This is a genomic window from Lapidilactobacillus bayanensis, from assembly GCF_003946695.1.
GTDB lineage: Bacteria > Bacillota > Bacilli > Lactobacillales > Lactobacillaceae > Lapidilactobacillus > Lapidilactobacillus bayanensis.
On sequence record NZ_RHOX01000014.1, the window covers coordinates 25355 to 42359 of the forward strand.

The window sequence follows — 17005 nt, forward strand, 5'->3', positions numbered from 1 at the left end:
GTGCTTTCACTATTAAATTTCAGCTAAAATAGATCGTAAGCACCCAATAAACGACCGTAATCAAAAGCAGCGCCACTGATCCGAAACTTTTTGGTTCGAATCAGTAGCGCTGTTTGATTTTAAATTAGCCAAGGGTCTACGCTTCTTGATCACGCCAAACCTTTTTGTCTGGCACTTGTTGCCATGGCAAATAGACCGCCAATTCTTCCTCAGTTGGAAAAACGGGTAGTTGCCCTAATTGATTAAGCAGATATTCGAGATATTGCCGTGGATCCAATCCATTAGCCTTCGCAGTTTCAATCAAGGTCAGCCAAATCGCATTAGCCTGTGCCCCTGCGGGACTGGTGGCGAAAAGCCAATTCTTGCGCCCAATCACGAAAGACTTCACATTTCGTTCAGTGGCGTTATTGCTTAAATCAATCTCGCCATAATCCAGCACACGATTAAGCATAGACCGTTGGTTTTGGGCATAGGTCAAAGCACGACCTAAACGTGATTTCGGGGTGGCCACCGCTTGATCACACCACTGCCAAAATTGCTTGATCACTGGCTTTAATTGTTCCTGGCGCAGTTCTTTGCGCTTGGTTGGTGTTAGATCACGCCAGCCCCGTTCTAGGTGAAACATTTGATCAAGCAATTTTAAGGGTGGCGTTATCGTCGGTTGTCCCTTGATCTTGCAGGCATCATCGAAGAATTTTCGCCGCACATGCGCCCAACAACCGACCCGCGTCACCGTCGCGCCCAGTAGATTATAGCCAGAATAACCGTCACATTGTAGGACACCCGTAAAATCACCATAAAGTTGTTGGGCAGTTTTGCCGGCACGATTGTCGCTATACGTATAATAGACAACTTGATGCGCAGCTAAGCGAATACTCCGAGCAATCCAGATATAAGACTTGCTTTGCGCGGTTTTACCCACCTCACGCAAGACTTGAAACGGTGTTTCATCGCCTTGCAGGCAAGGTTGCGTTAATAATTGTTCGTGCAGTAACGTATACAGCGGTTGAACGATCGTCGCTGCTTTGATCACCCAATTCGTCATGGTCGTTTCACTTAAAATCAAACCAGCCCGCCGCCAGGCTTTCATTTGACGATAAAGTGGTGTCCCTAAGGCATATTTTTGGTACAACAACTCAGCGACTAACGATGAGGTCGCTAAACTATGGGGGATCAGCGCCTGCGGCGCAGTTCCCTGATATAAGTGGGAAACGCCATCATTCGTTTCACAAGCGGCACATTTATACGTTTGTTCAAAGATTTGTTTGCGATAGAGGCGACCAGGAATTTGATGCACGACTTCACGCACAAAGTGCTTGCCCACTGGTATCAGTTGATGACCATGATCGCAACTCAAGTTCTCGCGGCGGATCACGGTGGTCTCGATCGGTAGATTGGGATCAACCGATTCGCAACGCTTACGCTTTGGCTTATGGACGACTGTTGTTACTGTCGTTTCGCTTTGGTTCCCAGTTTGCTCTGGGTCGGTAAAAACCCCATTGTCATCTGCCAATAGGGATAACTGGTTAGGATCAGTTATTTTTTCCGAATGCTTGCCAAAAAGTTGGCGCTGAAAAAAGGCGACTTCTTCCGTCAAAGTTTGGACAGTTGCGGTCAAGGCCTTTATTTCTTTGAGTAACTCACGATTCTGCGCTTGGGCTTGCTTAAGTTGTTCGACGGTCGTTGCCATGGAATCGCCTTCATTCACTAGGATTGTCCTGAGTGTACCATGATTAGTCAGCTAGGCCTAGCTTTTTTTGGTCGGTTGGTCTGATGCACGGTTGCTTCAAGCCCCCAGCCAGATAATAAACATTGTAATTGTTTGGCGTGTAGTCGTTTCACCTCATTTTGATTGGTTGGCCACTGCAGGCGGCCATTTTCGATTCGTTTATAAAGTAAGAGAAAGCCATCACCGGCCCAATATAGGGCCTTAAAACGATCTTTACGGGTACCGCAAAAAAGAAATAACGCCCGGCTGTAGGGGTCAAGTTCATACTGATCAGTGATCGTAGCGGCTAAACCATCGATTCCACGCCGCAAGTCAGTTTTGCCACAAATCAAATAAATACCCTTGAGTTGGCGTAAATCAATGAGCATCAGTGAACACCGCCTTGACTAGGGTGTCTAAAATATATCCATTGATATGATTGTAAACAATGATTGTTTCGTGTTCATTACGTTTGATTTGAAAGGCCTTTGATTTTGGACTTGGCTGTCGTTGACCGTCGTCCAGCTTAACTTGAACGATTTCCGGTTTATTGAGCATAAAAACACCTCACCATTTCTTATGATGAGGCTATCATACCGCGGCCGATACGCTATTTATAGTCGGTCTGTTATTGGGTGCTTACATTAATGCTATTGATTCCTTCAGTTTTCAGCTAAAATAGATCGCCGATTAGTGGCAAATACGAAGAGTTATGGCTATTGATTCCTTCAGTTTTCAGCTAAAATAGATCGATCTTATTTCCGAGAGTGCTTCTGCAAGTGCTATTGATTCCTTCAGTTTTCAGCTAAAATAGATCCATCATACACAATCGACAACGTAGTCAACGGCTATTGATTCCTTCAGTTTTCAGCTAAAATAGATCGCGTATATGTACAACGAGAGCAATAACAGCGCTATTGATTCCTTCAGTTTTCAGCTAAAATAGATCCGTTGCGACCACGTAGCGCCATGAAAGGAGGCTATTGATTCCTTCAGTTTTCAGCTAAAATAGATCCCTTACTCTCTTTCTTGTCGAAGTTTAAAGGCTATTGATTCCTTCAGTTTTCAGCTAAAATAGATCTTATAGAAAATTATTAACCTGTCATTAGTTGCTATTGATTCCTTCAGTTTTCAGCTAAAATAGATCGATTGAAATTTGCTAAGGCGTACTGTTCACGCTATTGATTCCTTCAGTTTTCAGCTAAAATAGATCGAATCAAACCACCGATCAACGATCAGCCACGCTATTGATTCCTTCAGTTTTCAGCTAAAATAGATTTCTCTAGTTTATGATAAAACTGATTGGCAGCTATTGATTCCTTCAGTTTTCGGCTAAAATAGATCAGTGTATCAAAAGAGCCCGATATCACGCGGATACCAGGCTCTTTTGCTTGTCTAAAAAGTGGTCATCTGCCCACCGTCTAACTTTTCTTCATTAGGCAATGGATCACCTACTAACAGACGCATTTCGTCGAATTGTTTCTCGGTTATAACTAATAATCTTACTGACCCTTTTTCGGGCAAATTATCGTCTAGCCGCAGCTCGTATTTTTTAGACATATCATAGCCATTAACGATGCGATAATAAACCGAGTATTGCATCATTACGTAACCCTCACTCAATAAATACTGCCGGAATTTTGCCGCTGCGCGACGATCTTTTGCTTTTACAACTGGTAAATCAAACATGACTAATAGGCGCATATACTTACTACTCATACTCGTGCGCCACTAAGGGAATCAGTTCCGGCAACTTCAACCCTGCAGCAGAATTATTACGACAACAAGTCGTGTACGACGATACTACTTTATGAACAGCATTGCTCAACGAATGAAATTCTCCATCAATTCTTACTTCTGTAAATAACAATTTAAATAATGCTTGCTTATTAATTGTCGTCAGGCCACCTTTTAAATCAGCTTGGTGTTCATAAACCCATAAATCCACGCACGTCCGAAAGGGTTCAATCAAATCATCGGCTAAATTAAACGGATTTAACTCATTTTTATGAAAGACGCCTAATGCTGGCTCAAAACCATAGGCACAAATATCACGCGCGATAATACCACGAATAATCGCATAACCATAATTCAATGCACCATTCAAAGAATCTTCATTACGCCGATTAAACTGATCACCAAAAAGTCCCATAAAATAAAGCCGTGCTGCACACGATTCTTTAAACGTTTTATCCCCTTCAGTCACTTGAGTTGCTAAAAAATTAAGTTCAGCAATATTTTTACAATGATTTAGCTCTAGAACTTTAGCTTGATTTTCAATTTTTTGTTTCATCAATTTTTGCCACAAGCGTGCTTTAGTTTTAGTCCGAACATGTAACTGTGCTTCTAGCGCCTCTAATTTATGATAGTACTGCCCTAATGGTAAAACTACCGCACACGGTAAATGCTTCTGATCACACGTAAATACTGCCACTTGATGCTCAGCAAGGAATGACAGAGTAGGCGCTGTTATTGTGCATTGTTTATGTTCAATCATAATACTGGAAATGTCTTCCACCGGAACCGTGTAACGCTCTTCTTGTTGAATTACTAACTGACTTCTTGAAATACTCAAACGCGCTGGATTCTGAATATATAGATTTCGAAATGCCATTATTACTCATCTCACTTAACGAATAACTGCCGCTTTTTTTCATGAACTTTATGATAACGGCCAAAATAATCGACTTGATATTTTTCGAATTTTAATAACCCGGCGATACCGATACCTCTGGCCGTATAAGAACTATCGTGGGCACGTACCATAATACTAGCTGTTGAAATATCTCCTCCATCAAAATAACCATAAAAATTCTTAATTTTTCCGACTTCAGAATTGCTTTCTTTATTCGAGTATTTTGGTTTAATTCCGGTCTTAGATTCTATATGCACCATATCTCCTGGGTACAGCGAGAAACAAAACTGATCATTCTCAGTAATTTGGTACCAATCTTTTGGTGATTTTCCTTGAAGTACCGCCTTATCTGGTAACACTCGTTCAACCGTATCCTTAATATAAATTGGCACAAATACGAACTTCTTCCCAGTATAAAAAACATCTATCCGCACCATTGCCCCATTATCAGCAGCCGCATTGTTCTTCAACCGCACTGGTAATGAAATCTTCTTGGCCACTCGAACCTTACGCACCAACTTCTTGGTCCCATGATCCATGTACTCTAAATAACCATCCGGAAAGGCCAACTCCCCAGAATTTTCGTGTGCCGTCAATTCTTTTCTGATTGCTGAATAAACAACCTTGTCACCATTATTACTATTTTCAGGATCGTAAACACCGTCCCCAGTAGCAATCTGGCCTTTTTTATTTATCTTCAGTTTAGCAATGCTAACTCGACTCAACACAATGCCTTTTTCATCAAATAATTTAGCACTACGAATTGTATCTAAATGTGCTGGCCCCGAAATTTTATGGTTAGCCAAACGCACAACAAAAACTGGCTTTAATTTAGCAATTTCAACTGGTGTGTAAGTATTCCAGCACTTGCTTTTCATCATTTCTGCAGGATTGTCGGAGATCCGCGCTAATAATTCATCACGAAATTCAGGCCACGGCAATGGAAAACCATTGAAGATTTTATTAAATAGATCAGCATCCATCCGTTGTGCTTCAGCCGCATACTCTGCGTCCCTGATCTCATCTTCATGCCACAAAGCCTGATTAGTTTTAACTTCTTGGTGCTGACTGTATTTAGTGACTTGTTGAATAAACTTTGGTGTGATCGCTGCTATGACAGTAGCATCAACCGCATGATGTAAATCACCATCTTCACGCACTTTAAGAAAACCCCAGCGACTCCGAATTTTCGAAGTGACTTCACCATTTAGTGGCAAGACGCGCTGCTTTTTTTCTAATTCTGGATTAAAGTCAACTGCTTGACGAAAATAGTTATACAGAACACGGGTAATAAAGCGCGTATCATTAATATTACGCTGCTTCCAATTTTTTTGTTCCTCATCACTCAACTTCTGCTTCAACAGTTTCTGCCGTTTGCGTGAATTGCGGATAATATTATCAGCGACATTGGTTAATGCATTCACCCGCGCCTCGTCATGGGCCAAATAAGCCATCGGAATTTGATTACCCTTTTCGCGATTACATTTGGCACTGGTCAACACTTTATTAGTATAGCTATCATCCCAACTAATACTGTAAGGAATAATATGGTCGACTTCATAACTCTCACTAAATGCCCGTTCAAACGGAATCTGAGCACCAGTATAGGGATCAACACCGTTCTGTTCTTTGTGTAATTTGTACCGGATAATATTCTGCCCATTAACTGGAATACTCAATTCAGTTAATTCGGCGGCAATTTTATCGTTAGTTTGTCGATTTTGATCTTGCCGTTTTTGTGTTTTCCGCCGTTCATCGAAACTTCGACCTAATTCACGGGCCAACTCAATATTGATGCCATCCGGTTTGCCATAACGCCGAGTAATTTGTTTAACCACTTTGATCGTTTTGGATACTGCCCGTCGAACAACGAGATTAGTAATTTCTTCACGAATCGTATCTTCTGAAATTTTCTTTTTACGAAAATCATAACCGGCATTAGTGGTCGCTTCACTGTAAACCTGACTCATTTCAAGATAAGGAATAATATTTTGCATCGATTTGATCGATAAATGACCAAACTTAGCAAAATTAAGTGGTAAAAGCCGTTCAATTAGGTCAGCCGGTAAATTTAATTCATCGGCAAAATAGCGCTGCCGCCGTTTATCACTTGAGTATAACGTTAACGCCGTACCAATATAATCTAATAACTGACGATTTTGCCACATTTCCTCCGGCAGCGCGTTAACCAGATCATGGTAAGCCTTAAAATCAACAAAACGCGTTTTCTTTTCAACAGTTTCAATTTCCTTTTGGGTCTGCAAACTACCATAATTAACTAAGTTAAAGCGCGCATCATCAGGTAATTTTAGCAGTTTGCGTAATTCCCCAAAATCCGTTGGTTTATACGTTTTTGTCGGTTTTTCAGCCTTTGCAAATACCGCATCAATAATCGCTTGCCGGTCAAGACCACTTAGTGTATGCCAAGTATCGCCAGTTGTATTTTGGTAATTTAGACTAGTCATTTTCTGTAGCAAATTAAAATATTGAAAAGTATAAGTTGCCTTAGCCGCACGATCTTCGGTCGGTTCAAAAATATCTTTACCCACCATTTTTTTAATTTGATCACCTGCATAAGGACCAGCTCCAGGACCTTCATCAAAATCACGCTGCGCCTGAAAAATACCAGCATGATCTCCATTGCCTAACAAATAAGCCGCATAAAATTCATCAGTCAACTGCTCGTTACCAAATTCACACTGTTTATCTAAAATTTGTTTAATTTCATCAACTAACATTTGCCGATTTGGTGTGCTTAAATAGCCATCGTTATAACCTTTGTTGCGCTTGTGCTCATTATATTTGGCATCCTTTAAATACAATTCACCCACTGTTCGATAACCTTTTTCAGCAATATCTTTTCTAATTTCCTCAATTGAGTTAAGCAGCTGACCCATTTGCTTTTTATCGGCTTCATTTTCTGGGTTTAATTCAGATTTACGATTAGACTTAAACCCACGATGACCAACAAAAAAGTACAAAACGCGGAATAATTCACTATTAGTTAACCGACGATCGAGGCCCGCTACCCGAAGTTCATAGACCGAATATTCGGTCTGTGGTGTTGCTAAGATTTGTTCAATCTCAGATTTAGACAATAAACCGCTATGTATAAATAATTGCTGCGTCCGCTGCTTACGGAACTTGGTTCGCCGCGTACGGCGCCGCAATCCACGTTTTACCCGCCGCGGTTCTGCCAATGACGCTCCCGTTTGTGGATCTTCGGCTCGTGGATAAATCACTGAATCCAGTGTTAAAATTTTATATGGTAATCCATTTTTATCAGTCTTCAAAACCGCATAACCAGTTGACGCAATCCCCACATCTAAGCCTATTCGATAGCCCATAGTATCAACTCCATCTCTTTAATTTACTTCAGTTTAGCATAATGATGGCGGTTGCAAAAGATGATTGTAAGATAAATTTTATTTATGGCAAATTTTTGGCTAAAATAAATCAAGGTGCTATGCCGCGCAACATCCAATATTGCTATTGATTCCTTCAGTTTTCAGCTAAAATAGATCGAAGATTTGGGTACTGTCATGCAAGCGACAGCTATTGATTCCTTCAGTTTTCAGCTAAAATAAATCGCTCAAGAGACGAATGTTGCAGTAACGGTAGCTATTGATTCCTTCAGTTTTCAGCTAAAATAGATCGCTTTTACCTAACCCCATATCAAGCAGTAGGCTATTGATTCCTTCAGTTTTCAGCTAAAATAGATCTTTAACATCTGTTAAAACTTCTTCAGTGATGCTATTGATTCCTTCAGTTTTCAGCTAAAATAGATCCAAACAACGTAAATTAAACCATATTACTGAGCTATTGATTCCTTCAGTTTTCAGCTAAAATAGATCTTAACTAACGCAATTAAACCAGTTTCATCCGCTATTGATTCCTTCAGTTTTCAGCTAAAATAGATCGAGCAGAAATGCATGAACTCAGCAACTCTGGCTATTGATTCCTTCAGTTTTCAGCTAAAATAGATCTAGATTACAGAAAAACATTTGAAATTGAGAGCTATTGATTCCTTCAGTTTTCAGCTAAAATAGATCCTACTAAAGCCAAAGGAGTTAAGAACACCAGCTATTGATTCCTTCAGTTTTCAGCTAAAATAGATCTATTGATGAAGAAGTATAAAGAGGGAGACAGCTATTGATTCCTTCAGTTTTCAGCTAAAATAGATCTAGCTATGCAAGATCATTTGGGTATGGAATGCTATTGATTCCTTCAGTTTTCAGCTAAAATAGATCTTGTATGAATTTTTAGTGCTGATTTTAGGTGCTATTGATTCCTTCAGTTTTCAGCTAAAATAGATCATGTGAGAAATAACTATTCAATCGCAATCAGCTATTGATTCCTTCAGTTTTCAGCTAAAATAGATCTTGAACTCAAAGAATACACTGAGTACTTGAGCTATTGATTCCTTCAGTTTTCAGCTAAAATAGATCTATTCAACTTTAAGCATTGCGTTCGCAATTGCTATTGATTCCTTCAGTTTTCAGCTAAAATAGATCAACTTCTCTGCTAAGACCTGGGCAACAGGTGCTATTGATTCCTTCAGTTTTCAGCTAAAATAGATCGTATAGTTTTTGCCATTGTCGTGTTCCTTCGCTATTGATTCCTTCAGTTTTCAGCTAAAATAGATCAGCTGATTACGCTCATAGGTCGCTTGCGCTGCTATTGATTCCTTCAGTTTTCAGCTAAAATAGATCCAAACATATGTACACCGCCTTAAGTTGATTGCTATTGATTCCTTCAGTTTTCAGCTAAAATAGATCGATTTGGTTGTACCTGTTTGAAGCTTGGAAGCTATTGATTCCTTCAGTTTTCAGCTAAAATAGATCTATGTTGTCATGGGCGTGTTTGCAATTTGGGCTATTGATTCCTTCAGTTTTCAGCTAAAATAGATCTATTAACAGTGAAATGCCACAGCAAGAACAGCTATTGATTCCTTCAGTTTTCAGCTAAAATAGATCTTGAAATTTCAACAACCATCGAGTGCTTGGGCTATTGATTCCTTCAGTTTTCAGCTAAAATAGATCTTATCTAAATTAGGATAGTCACGTAATATAGCTATTGATTCCTTCAGTTTTCAGCTAAAATAGATCTTTAGGTTTAGCCAATTCAGCGTCACAGTAGCTATTGATTCCTTCAGTTTTCAGCTAAAATAGATCGTCTTAAGCTGATCATAGTCCTTGAATTGGGCTATTGATTCCTTCAGTTTTCAGCTAAAATAGATCTTTCGCATCACGATCAGACTTAACATCGCGGCTATTGATTCCTTCAGTTTTCAGCTAAAATAGATCCATTCACGATCGGCAGTCGGTGGTCCGAATGCTATTGATTCCTTCAGTTTTCAGCTAAAATAGATCTTCAGTTTCTTGACAGCATCAAGTCCGCCTGCTATTGATTCCTTCAGTTTTCAGCTAAAATAGATCTGAAAATCAGTGGAAACGCAAAATATAGGTGCTATTGATTCCTTCAGTTTTCAGCTAAAATAGATCAAATGCTGTTAGCGGCAAACATTACCGGTAGCTATTGATTCCTTCAGTTTTCAGCTAAAATAGATCAACGAGTATCAAAAGAGAAAGACTATCGGCGCTATTGATTCCTTCAGTTTTCAGCTAAAATAGATCATGTACTCAATGTTCCTGTTCGACTTGTTGGCTATTGATTCCTTCAGTTTTCAGCTAAAATAGATCAGAGATACAAGGTTGGAAATGTTGACAGTGGCTATTGATTCCTTCAGTTTTCAGCTAAAATAGATCATTCAGCTATCCTAGCATTGAATGCCAACAGCTATTGATTCCTTCAGTTTTCAGCTAAAATAGATCTGGACCACTAAGCACCATGGAACGCTCATTGCTATTGATTCCTTCAGTTTTCAGCTAAAATAGATCCAGTATACTAAAATAGCCTGATACCTCACGTATATCAAGCTATTTCATTTGCCCTAAAAATGGACAACAGTTCAACTCATTTGGTAATTTCTTAGTGGTTACAATGTTGAAAAGTCAGTATCCATGCTTAACTAAATAACAATTACTCATAAACTACCTTGGTTAATTTCAGGGCAATTATACATTACTTCATTCTACCCATCTAAACAAATTATTAAATATGAGTTAAAATTCATATACAAATTAGGGTGTGTCTTCAAATTATCTAAGTAATAACAAAATTGCCGCTACGTGAATAAACGTACGAAAAACATAAGCCGTCTTATCATATCTTGTCGCAACACGCCGAAAATGCTTTAAGCGATTAAAGAAACATTCAATTGAATGACGCTCCTTATAGACCCACCAATCAACTGTCCATGGTGCTAATGCCGATTCTCTTGGTGGAATCGTGTAGGTGCCACCTTGGTTAGTGATGTAATCACGAATAACCGTACTACCGTAGGCTTTATCGCCGACAACGTTGACTCCAGTTAGAGATACTTCCTTTAACAGGTCAAGTGCAACTGGGCTGTCATGGCAATTGCCCTCGGTTAGAATAAAAGTAATTGGATTTCCCAGTGAATAAACCAAAGCATGAATCTTAGTCGTATTGCCACCACGGCTACGGCCAATATGATTTTCTTCCTTTGCTGGACCACTTTGCTTAGCGCCAGCACTGTGTTGATGCGCATTGACTGCAGTTGAATCAATATGCAAGTATTCCATGTCGGCATCACTAGCAAGTACTCTAAAAACGCATTATAAAACACCATCATGTGCCCAGCGAGTAAGTCTCGTATAGACAGTTTTCCATGAACCATACCGCTCGGGCAAGTGACGCCAAGGTGCGCCAGTTCGATTGATCCAAAGAATCGCATTTAGCATTTTCCGATTATCATGTCGGGCAGGGCGCCCTCTGGTGTAAGTCGGAAACAACGATTCGATTTTATCCCATTGTTCATCGGTCAGTTCATAGCGGTGAATAATCATTGTCTTCAGCCCTTTTACTTCATCATATCAAGATTTGGGCTAAAGACGAATGTTTTTGATTTTGAAGACACACCCTAGTATAAGCGCTAATTTTTTCACCACTTTGTTGATCAAATCGTGTCACGGCAAAAACTTCGGTGTCAACATAACCTAAAATGGCGCCGGGATTTTAACATCCCAACGCCATTTCAATTCTAAGCATTTAAAATCCATAAAAAGCCAATAAAGATAAAGAATAGTGCATACATCACGATTGAAACTTCTTTACCACGCTTAGCAGCAATCATCATAATTGGATAAGTAATCATACCTAAAGCCATTCCGTCAGAAATCGAATAAGTCAACGGCATCCCAATAATAATTAAGAATGAAGGAATAGCAATCTCTAATTTATCCCAATGAATATGAGTTAAGTTCTGCGCCATTAAAACACCAACAATAATTAAAGCTGGTGCCGTAACTTGAGTCGTCACAACAGCCAATAACGGCGAGAAAAACATCCCAAGAATGAAGAACAAGCCGGTGAAAACTGCAGTCATTCCTGAACGACCACCTACAGCAATCCCTGCTGAAGATTCGACGTAAGCTCCAACTGGTGATGTTCCTAGAATTGAACCAGCAAACATCGCCGTTGAATCAGCCATCAATGCTTTACCAACTCGTGGCATTTCGTTATTCTTCATAAAACCAGCTTGTTGCGCCAAGCCAACTAATGTGCCCGCTGTATCAAAGAAGGTAACCAATAAGAAAGTTAACACCACGACCCACAATTGTAAGCTGTTGATGGATCCAACGTGCTTAATTGCCACGCCAAAAGTTGGTGCCAAACTTGGTGCGGCGGCAACTACTTTAGTTGGCAGATCAATCATTTTTGTCAGCACACCCAACAATGACGTCAAGACCATCCCGACAAAAATTGCTCCTGGCACGCGGCGAATCATTAAAACCGCCGTAACAATTAACCCGAAGATTGTTAACCAAGTCGTTCCAGTCATCAAACTGCCTAAACCAACAACGGTCGATTTATTCGCGACAATCAAACCACCATCTTGTAAACCGATGAACGCAATAAACATCCCGATCCCAGCAGAAATCGCAAACTTTAAGTCAGCAGGAATCGCATTGATAATAATCTCGCGAAGTTTAAAAACTGTAATTAATAAGAAAATAATTGAGGCAACGAACACACCAGCTAAGGCGGTCTGCCATGGAACTTTCATTCCGATACACACGGTATAGGCAAAGAAAGCATTAATTCCCAATGCAGGAGCAGAGGCAATCGGATATTTGGCCACAATTCCCATAATGAAACAAGCTAAGGCACTAGCCAAAGCCGTTGCCGTGAAAACAGCACCTTTATTCATACCAGATGCGCCTAAAACGCTCGGATTAACAAACAAAATGTAACACATGCTAACAAATGTTGTGAGTCCGGCTAATAATTCTCGACGCCAATTTGTCTTCAATTCGTCAAACATGAAATACTTCTCTAGCTTCGCACCCATTCAATCAAATCCTCTTCATTAATGTTCGTGTTTTGGTAAATAAAAGCAACAAATATTAGCTTATACCAAATTATAGCTTTTGTAAACACAAACATTAAATTGTAATTCATTTTCGTTTGATTTATCAGCGTTCAAGCTCGTAAGTTCTAAAAGTATGCTAATTGCTATTCTTCGTGCCCAAGAAAAACTATTTCATACTGAACATATACCCTGTTGAAAGTGCAAAATCCTAGAACTGTTTTGTTGTACTTCTTCGTGCCTACGGAAAATACGCTGGTGGAACGCTGCGAGCGTTGGTTTGAGCCAAGTCAAAAACCAAACCTAGTTATAAGTGCAAAGTCTTAGAACTGTTATGTTGTACTTCTTCATGCCTACGGAAAATGCGCTGGTGGAACGCTGCGAGCGTTGGTTTGAGCCGAATCAAAACCGATTCGTCTCAAACGCAAGCTTTGTTGTAAGTGGTAAACCACCAACAACAATTCCGCGGCTGACCACGATTTCCCTCCGGCACTGACAAACGAGATGATGTGGTGTGATTTAATAGCAAACTTGTACTTCTGAAAATCAAAAATGGTCTAATCACTCGTCAATTCAGCGCTTGAGCAAAGGTTGCCATCTTGCTCGTCAAGTGGTGGCAAATAAATACCGCTCAGTAGTGACATTAATGTTGGCAATTTATTGCCTATATTAAGGCTCGTATTTGAGACGATTTGCACTTCAATCGGCTCAAATCGACGCCCACTACGTTCCAGCGCCAAGTATTTATTTGCCACCACGGTACCCACCATATTTCATCCGCAACCTTTGCGCAAGCACGAAGAACGACAAAATAACAGTTCTAGCATTTAGCATGCTAGCTCGAGCAACGCACACAATTCCTAAGCAACCTTTGCGCAAGCGCGAAGAACCACAGCATAGCAGTTTTCGATTTAGCAAGTTAACTCAGTAGTGATAAATCGGCGCGACAATTCAACAACTACAAGTTTACTTAGCATTATGTTTCAGAAGTCGTTCAATCTTACCAATTTTGCGCCGTGCAACCGGGAATTCAGTCCCGTCACTGAGCGTTAGCTTCATGTTAGACTTATCATAGCTGACAATCCGATTCACGTTCACTGCACACGAACGTTGAATCAACATTAATTCTGGCTCGGATCGCACAATTGCATTCAGGTTAGCATAGAATTCAATCCGCTGATTCGTGGTGAACAGCACAATCTTGTGTGCTTGCTCCGACGTTTCAAAATATAATATCTCATCGAAAGGTACACGAACCGTTCTAGTCTTATTCTCAAAATAAAAATAATGAATCTCTGCGACTGTCTGCCGTTGATCACGAACGTATAAAAGATTGGTCAAAAGTTGCTGTTGAAAATCTTCTTCACTTTGATCCTTATCAACGAAATCCAACGCAGCCACTTTATATTTGAAGGTGACCGGTGCCATTTCGGAATGGGTCGTCACGAAAACGATGGTACCTAAGTTATCTTTCGCGCGAATGGCCTTAGCAACTTCAAGCCCTGCTTGGCGTACACCCTTGATTTCAAGGTCAAGAAAATAAATTTGTTGGGGATCACGACCAGCTATCGCCGCCAGCAATTCATCGCGATGACTTGTGGCCGTAAACTGGTCAATCTTAATATGATTGGCTGCCGCCAACCGTTGAAGATCAGCAGCGATTGCTTCGCGCTGCAATAAGTCATCTTCTAAAACAAAAATATTCATTTATCGTTCCCCAATCACTAGTTTTTGTGTGAATTGATGATTATTGAAGGAAGTTTCCCAGTTAACAGCAGGATTGCGGTCCGTAATCTCGACAACGTTGGTCAATCCCAACCCGTGATGGCCATCCTTCGTTGAATAACCAGATTTAAAAATTTTATTCAAAGAAATATGTTCCTCTGTGCTATTGTTCTGCACAATAATTACGACATTGGCTTGATCGCAGAGTATCACATAGCGTAATTCGGGATTAGCAGTCTTCTTAGCAGCTTCAATCGCATTATCAAGTAGAATAGAAAGAACCCGAACTAAATCCAGCGTACTCAACGCTAACTGACTAGGAATGTCCTCTCTAATCTCAATGTCAGTCTTAACCCCTGAATCTCTGGCTTCGGTTAACTTCCAATACAGCACACTCTTAAGCGCATGATCCTGCACATTGGCAAGTTCATTAACGTTTGCCGCATGATGATTAATCTTCACCTTCGCTTTAACAAGGACTTCTTGATACGTCTGTTTGACCAAGTCCAGATCCTCAGAGTCAATACTATCCTGCAAACTAATCAACATATTCTGATAATCATGGCGAAAGCTCCGCAGTGTTTGATACATATGCTCAATCTCAGTGGTATATTGATTCAACTGTTTAATCTGCAGCCGCTCAGCACGTTGAATCTCCAATTGTAAATAAGCCCGCGTACGATTACTGATGAAAAAAAGCACCGTTCCAAACATAAAGGCATAGACAAACATGATGTACTTAGTGTATTCGGTGATTGGTGCCGAAGTGTCCAAGGTTAATTCATAGTAATAACTCGAAAAGAAGACCAGCACAAAAAAAGTCAACAAATAATTGAGGGGCTTTAGAATTTTTTCTTTAATAAATGGGTCGCTACGACGCAGCAATGTAAAATTAATCTTCAAAGCGCGTGCAACTAAATAGTGGATAAATACTGGTGCAACCGTCGAGATGATCTGTAAAACGGTCATATATTTATCAATAAAAGCGCCGGAAAAAAGTTCATAAAAAATTAGTGAGATTAAATTTGACAGCATAAAACCAATATAAACAATATAGATACTATAAAAATATGATAAGCGAAGATAGCCCTTACCTTCCTTAATTCGACAATAACCAAAAAAGAAAACTAAAAAAAGAACGGGAATGTATGCACCCCAAAAATAATCAGCTACACCAAATATGATCATTGACACAATATACGCCAATACATCAAATCTTTGTTTGTTGATCTGATAAAATAATGTCCAATATAAAAAAGTTAGTACGATTGTCACTAAGATAAACATTTTGACATCACCCATGTTATGATTTTATCAAACCATTATAACAGCATGATTAGGAAAATCCTATCTAATCATCATTACTTATTAGATTTTCCTTTTAACAACAAGGGCCATAATGACGCTTTACTATTTCCTCCTTCGACCCTAGCCAACTCGGCAGTTGTCATTTTTGAATATTCTTTTTTATTTTCTTGTTCTTTTTTACTCATAATTCTTCACTCCTCTATTTTATTTAAATGATCCTAATCCTTATTTAACAATCTATCTTTATAATAATCAAAATATGTTTTCTTACCGGTAATAACAGTGACTTGTCCTTGCATTCCTTGGCGGAGAAGTCGATTATTCTTAGAGCCAATATTAACAATGGTTTTAAAGTAATTACCCTCCTTGGTGCGAACCGGGGCTAAATAGATCTGCTGAATATGACCATTGAGCTCAACAGGATGTGATGTTTTCTGGAAGCAGCGAACATGGACCTTCTCTCCCTCTTTTACATTCCCAACTTCGGTGGCTGGAATGTTAACAACAATTCTAGCGCCAACTTTCTTGACAGGGTACAACTCCGCGAGAATGGTACCAGCAGGGATTTGCGCGTATCTATCCATGTCATTAAGCAAGTGAATTACACCAGCCTTCGGAGCTTTAACAATCAAATCTTGTTTGGCATAATGTGCTTCTTGAATTTTTAGTTCCAGATCCTGCTTGGTCGTATTCAAATCAACTAATTCTTTTTGAGCCTTAGTTAAATATTCAGACTTATTCTCTGATAATTCATCGCTTAAACCACTATGGCTTGCCTGAGTAGCGTCAATACTAGCAACCTGAATCTGATAATTGTTGATCAATTCGGCAACCTGCTGCGAATTGGCATCGATCTCTGCAGCAACTTGTTTCTTAACATCACCACTATTTCCTTGTTTGATTTGCGCACGATACATTTCATACTGACTGGCAAACTGATTCCCTTTTGCTAAAGCCTTCCCAGAATTAATTTTTTCTTTAAGCTCGGTGTAATCGGCAACTTTGCTTTTTACAAATCAACCTGAGGTACATATTGACATCGATACCGTATGGAATTCTCTCCTTAACTTATCTTTCAATAATTTAAAGATAGCACCATCGGATAAGTTTTTTTGTTATCTTTCCTAAATGGTACTTGAACGTTCCTGAATGGTTAATGACAACTTAAATAATG

At 39.7% G+C, this 17005-nt stretch carries 12 protein-coding genes, 1 pseudogene and 2 CRISPR repeat arrays; all 13 genes and pseudogenes read right to left on the reverse strand.

Annotation, left to right across the window (positions count from 1 at the left end; genetic code table 11):
* Positions 1-136 precede the first annotated feature (136 nt).
* Positions 137-1690 carry an IS66 family transposase gene (gene tnpC / locus EKM65_RS06670; protein WP_125606907.1) on the reverse strand — a complete coding sequence of 518 codons (1554 nt, stop codon included), beginning with the start codon at positions 1688-1690 and terminating at the stop codon, positions 137-139.
* 47 nt (positions 1691-1737) lie between these two features.
* Positions 1738-2097 carry an IS66 family insertion sequence element accessory protein TnpB gene (tnpB, locus tag EKM65_RS06675; protein WP_125578886.1) on the reverse strand — a complete coding sequence of 120 codons (360 nt, stop codon included), beginning with the start codon at positions 2095-2097 and terminating at the stop codon, positions 1738-1740.
* Positions 2087-2266, reverse strand: coding sequence for a hypothetical protein (locus tag EKM65_RS06680; RefSeq protein WP_125606909.1), 180 nt, complete (start codon positions 2264-2266; stop codon positions 2087-2089). Before EKM65_RS06680 ends, tnpB begins: the two co-directional genes overlap by 11 nt.
* Positions 2267-2357: 91 nt before the next feature.
* Positions 2358-3052: a CRISPR direct-repeat array (repeat unit 36 nt; unit sequence GCTATTGATTCCTTCAGTTTTCAGCTAAAATAGATC).
* 51 nt (positions 3053-3103) lie between these two features.
* Positions 3104-3427 (reverse strand): CRISPR-associated endonuclease Cas2, encoded by a 324-nt coding sequence (gene cas2 / locus EKM65_RS06685; RefSeq protein WP_125606911.1) that lies wholly within the window; start codon positions 3425-3427, stop codon positions 3104-3106.
* A complete protein-coding gene (cas1, locus tag EKM65_RS06690; protein WP_125606913.1) occupies positions 3420-4322 on the reverse strand; it encodes a type II CRISPR-associated endonuclease Cas1 in 903 nt (300 codons plus the stop codon). Before cas1 ends, cas2 begins: the two co-directional genes overlap by 8 nt.
* Positions 4323-4333: 11 nt before the next feature.
* Positions 4334-7690, reverse strand: coding sequence for a type II CRISPR RNA-guided endonuclease Cas9 (cas9, locus tag EKM65_RS06695; RefSeq protein ID WP_125606915.1), 3357 nt, complete (start codon positions 7688-7690; stop codon positions 4334-4336).
* Positions 7691-7831: 141 nt separating this feature from the next.
* Positions 7832-10243: a CRISPR direct-repeat array (repeat unit 36 nt; unit sequence GCTATTGATTCCTTCAGTTTTCAGCTAAAATAGATC).
* A 261-nt stretch (positions 10244-10504) separates the two neighbouring features.
* A pseudogene (locus EKM65_RS06700) lies at positions 10505-11275 on the reverse strand (IS5 family transposase).
* Between the two features lie 194 nt (positions 11276-11469).
* Entirely contained in the window at positions 11470-12780 is a 1311-nt protein-coding gene (locus EKM65_RS06705; protein WP_125606917.1) for an NCS2 family permease, read from the reverse strand.
* Between the two features lie 575 nt (positions 12781-13355).
* Positions 13356-13553, reverse strand: a complete 198-nt coding sequence (locus tag EKM65_RS06710; RefSeq protein WP_125606919.1) for a hypothetical protein — start codon at positions 13551-13553, stop codon at positions 13356-13358.
* A gap of 211 nt (positions 13554-13764) precedes the next feature.
* Positions 13765-14505, reverse strand: a complete 741-nt coding sequence (locus EKM65_RS06715; protein WP_125606921.1) for a response regulator transcription factor — start codon at positions 14503-14505, stop codon at positions 13765-13767.
* The gene (locus tag EKM65_RS06720) at positions 14506-15810 is read right to left on the reverse strand and encodes a sensor histidine kinase (RefSeq protein WP_164506854.1); all 1305 of its coding nucleotides are present in this window, start codon (positions 15808-15810) and stop codon (positions 14506-14508) included.
* Between the two features lie 74 nt (positions 15811-15884).
* Entirely contained in the window at positions 15885-16016 is a 132-nt protein-coding gene (locus EKM65_RS11555) for a hypothetical protein (protein WP_263853614.1), read from the reverse strand.
* A gap of 33 nt (positions 16017-16049) precedes the next feature.
* Positions 16050-16748: an HlyD family efflux transporter periplasmic adaptor subunit gene (locus EKM65_RS06725; RefSeq protein ID WP_125606924.1), complete on the reverse strand. Its 699-nt coding sequence runs from the start codon at positions 16746-16748 to the stop codon at positions 16050-16052.
* Between the last annotated feature and the right edge of the window lie 257 nt (positions 16749-17005).

What these genes read in the sequence shown, in the direction of transcription:
- tnpB (WP_125578886.1), bottom strand. Translation starts at nt 2,097, where the DNA reads ATGCTCATTGATTTACGCCAACTCAAGGGTATTTATTTGATTTGTGGC.
- EKM65_RS06715 (WP_125606921.1), bottom strand. Translation starts at nt 14,505, where the DNA reads ATGAATATTTTTGTTTTAGAAGATGACTTATTGCAGCGCGAAGCAATC.
- tnpC (WP_125606907.1), bottom strand. Translation starts at nt 1,690, where the DNA reads ATGGCAACGACCGTCGAACAACTTAAGCAAGCCCAAGCGCAGAATCGT.
- EKM65_RS11555 (WP_263853614.1), bottom strand. Translation starts at nt 16,016, where the DNA reads ATGAGTAAAAAAGAACAAGAAAATAAAAAAGAATATTCAAAAATGACA.
- cas2 (WP_125606911.1), bottom strand. Translation starts at nt 3,427, where the DNA reads ATGAGTAGTAAGTATATGCGCCTATTAGTCATGTTTGATTTACCAGTT.
- EKM65_RS06720 (WP_164506854.1), bottom strand. Translation starts at nt 15,810, where the DNA reads ATGTTTATCTTAGTGACAATCGTACTAACTTTTTTATATTGGACATTA.
- cas1 (WP_125606913.1), bottom strand. Translation starts at nt 4,322, where the DNA reads ATGGCATTTCGAAATCTATATATTCAGAATCCAGCGCGTTTGAGTATT.
- EKM65_RS06680 (WP_125606909.1), bottom strand. Translation starts at nt 2,266, where the DNA reads ATGCTCAATAAACCGGAAATCGTTCAAGTTAAGCTGGACGACGGTCAA.
- EKM65_RS06705 (WP_125606917.1), bottom strand. Translation starts at nt 12,780, where the DNA reads ATGGGTGCGAAGCTAGAGAAGTATTTCATGTTTGACGAATTGAAGACA.
- EKM65_RS06725 (WP_125606924.1), bottom strand. Translation starts at nt 16,748, where the DNA reads ATGTATCGTGCGCAAATCAAACAAGGAAATAGTGGTGATGTTAAGAAA.
- cas9 (WP_125606915.1), bottom strand. Translation starts at nt 7,690, where the DNA reads ATGGGCTATCGAATAGGCTTAGATGTGGGGATTGCGTCAACTGGTTAT.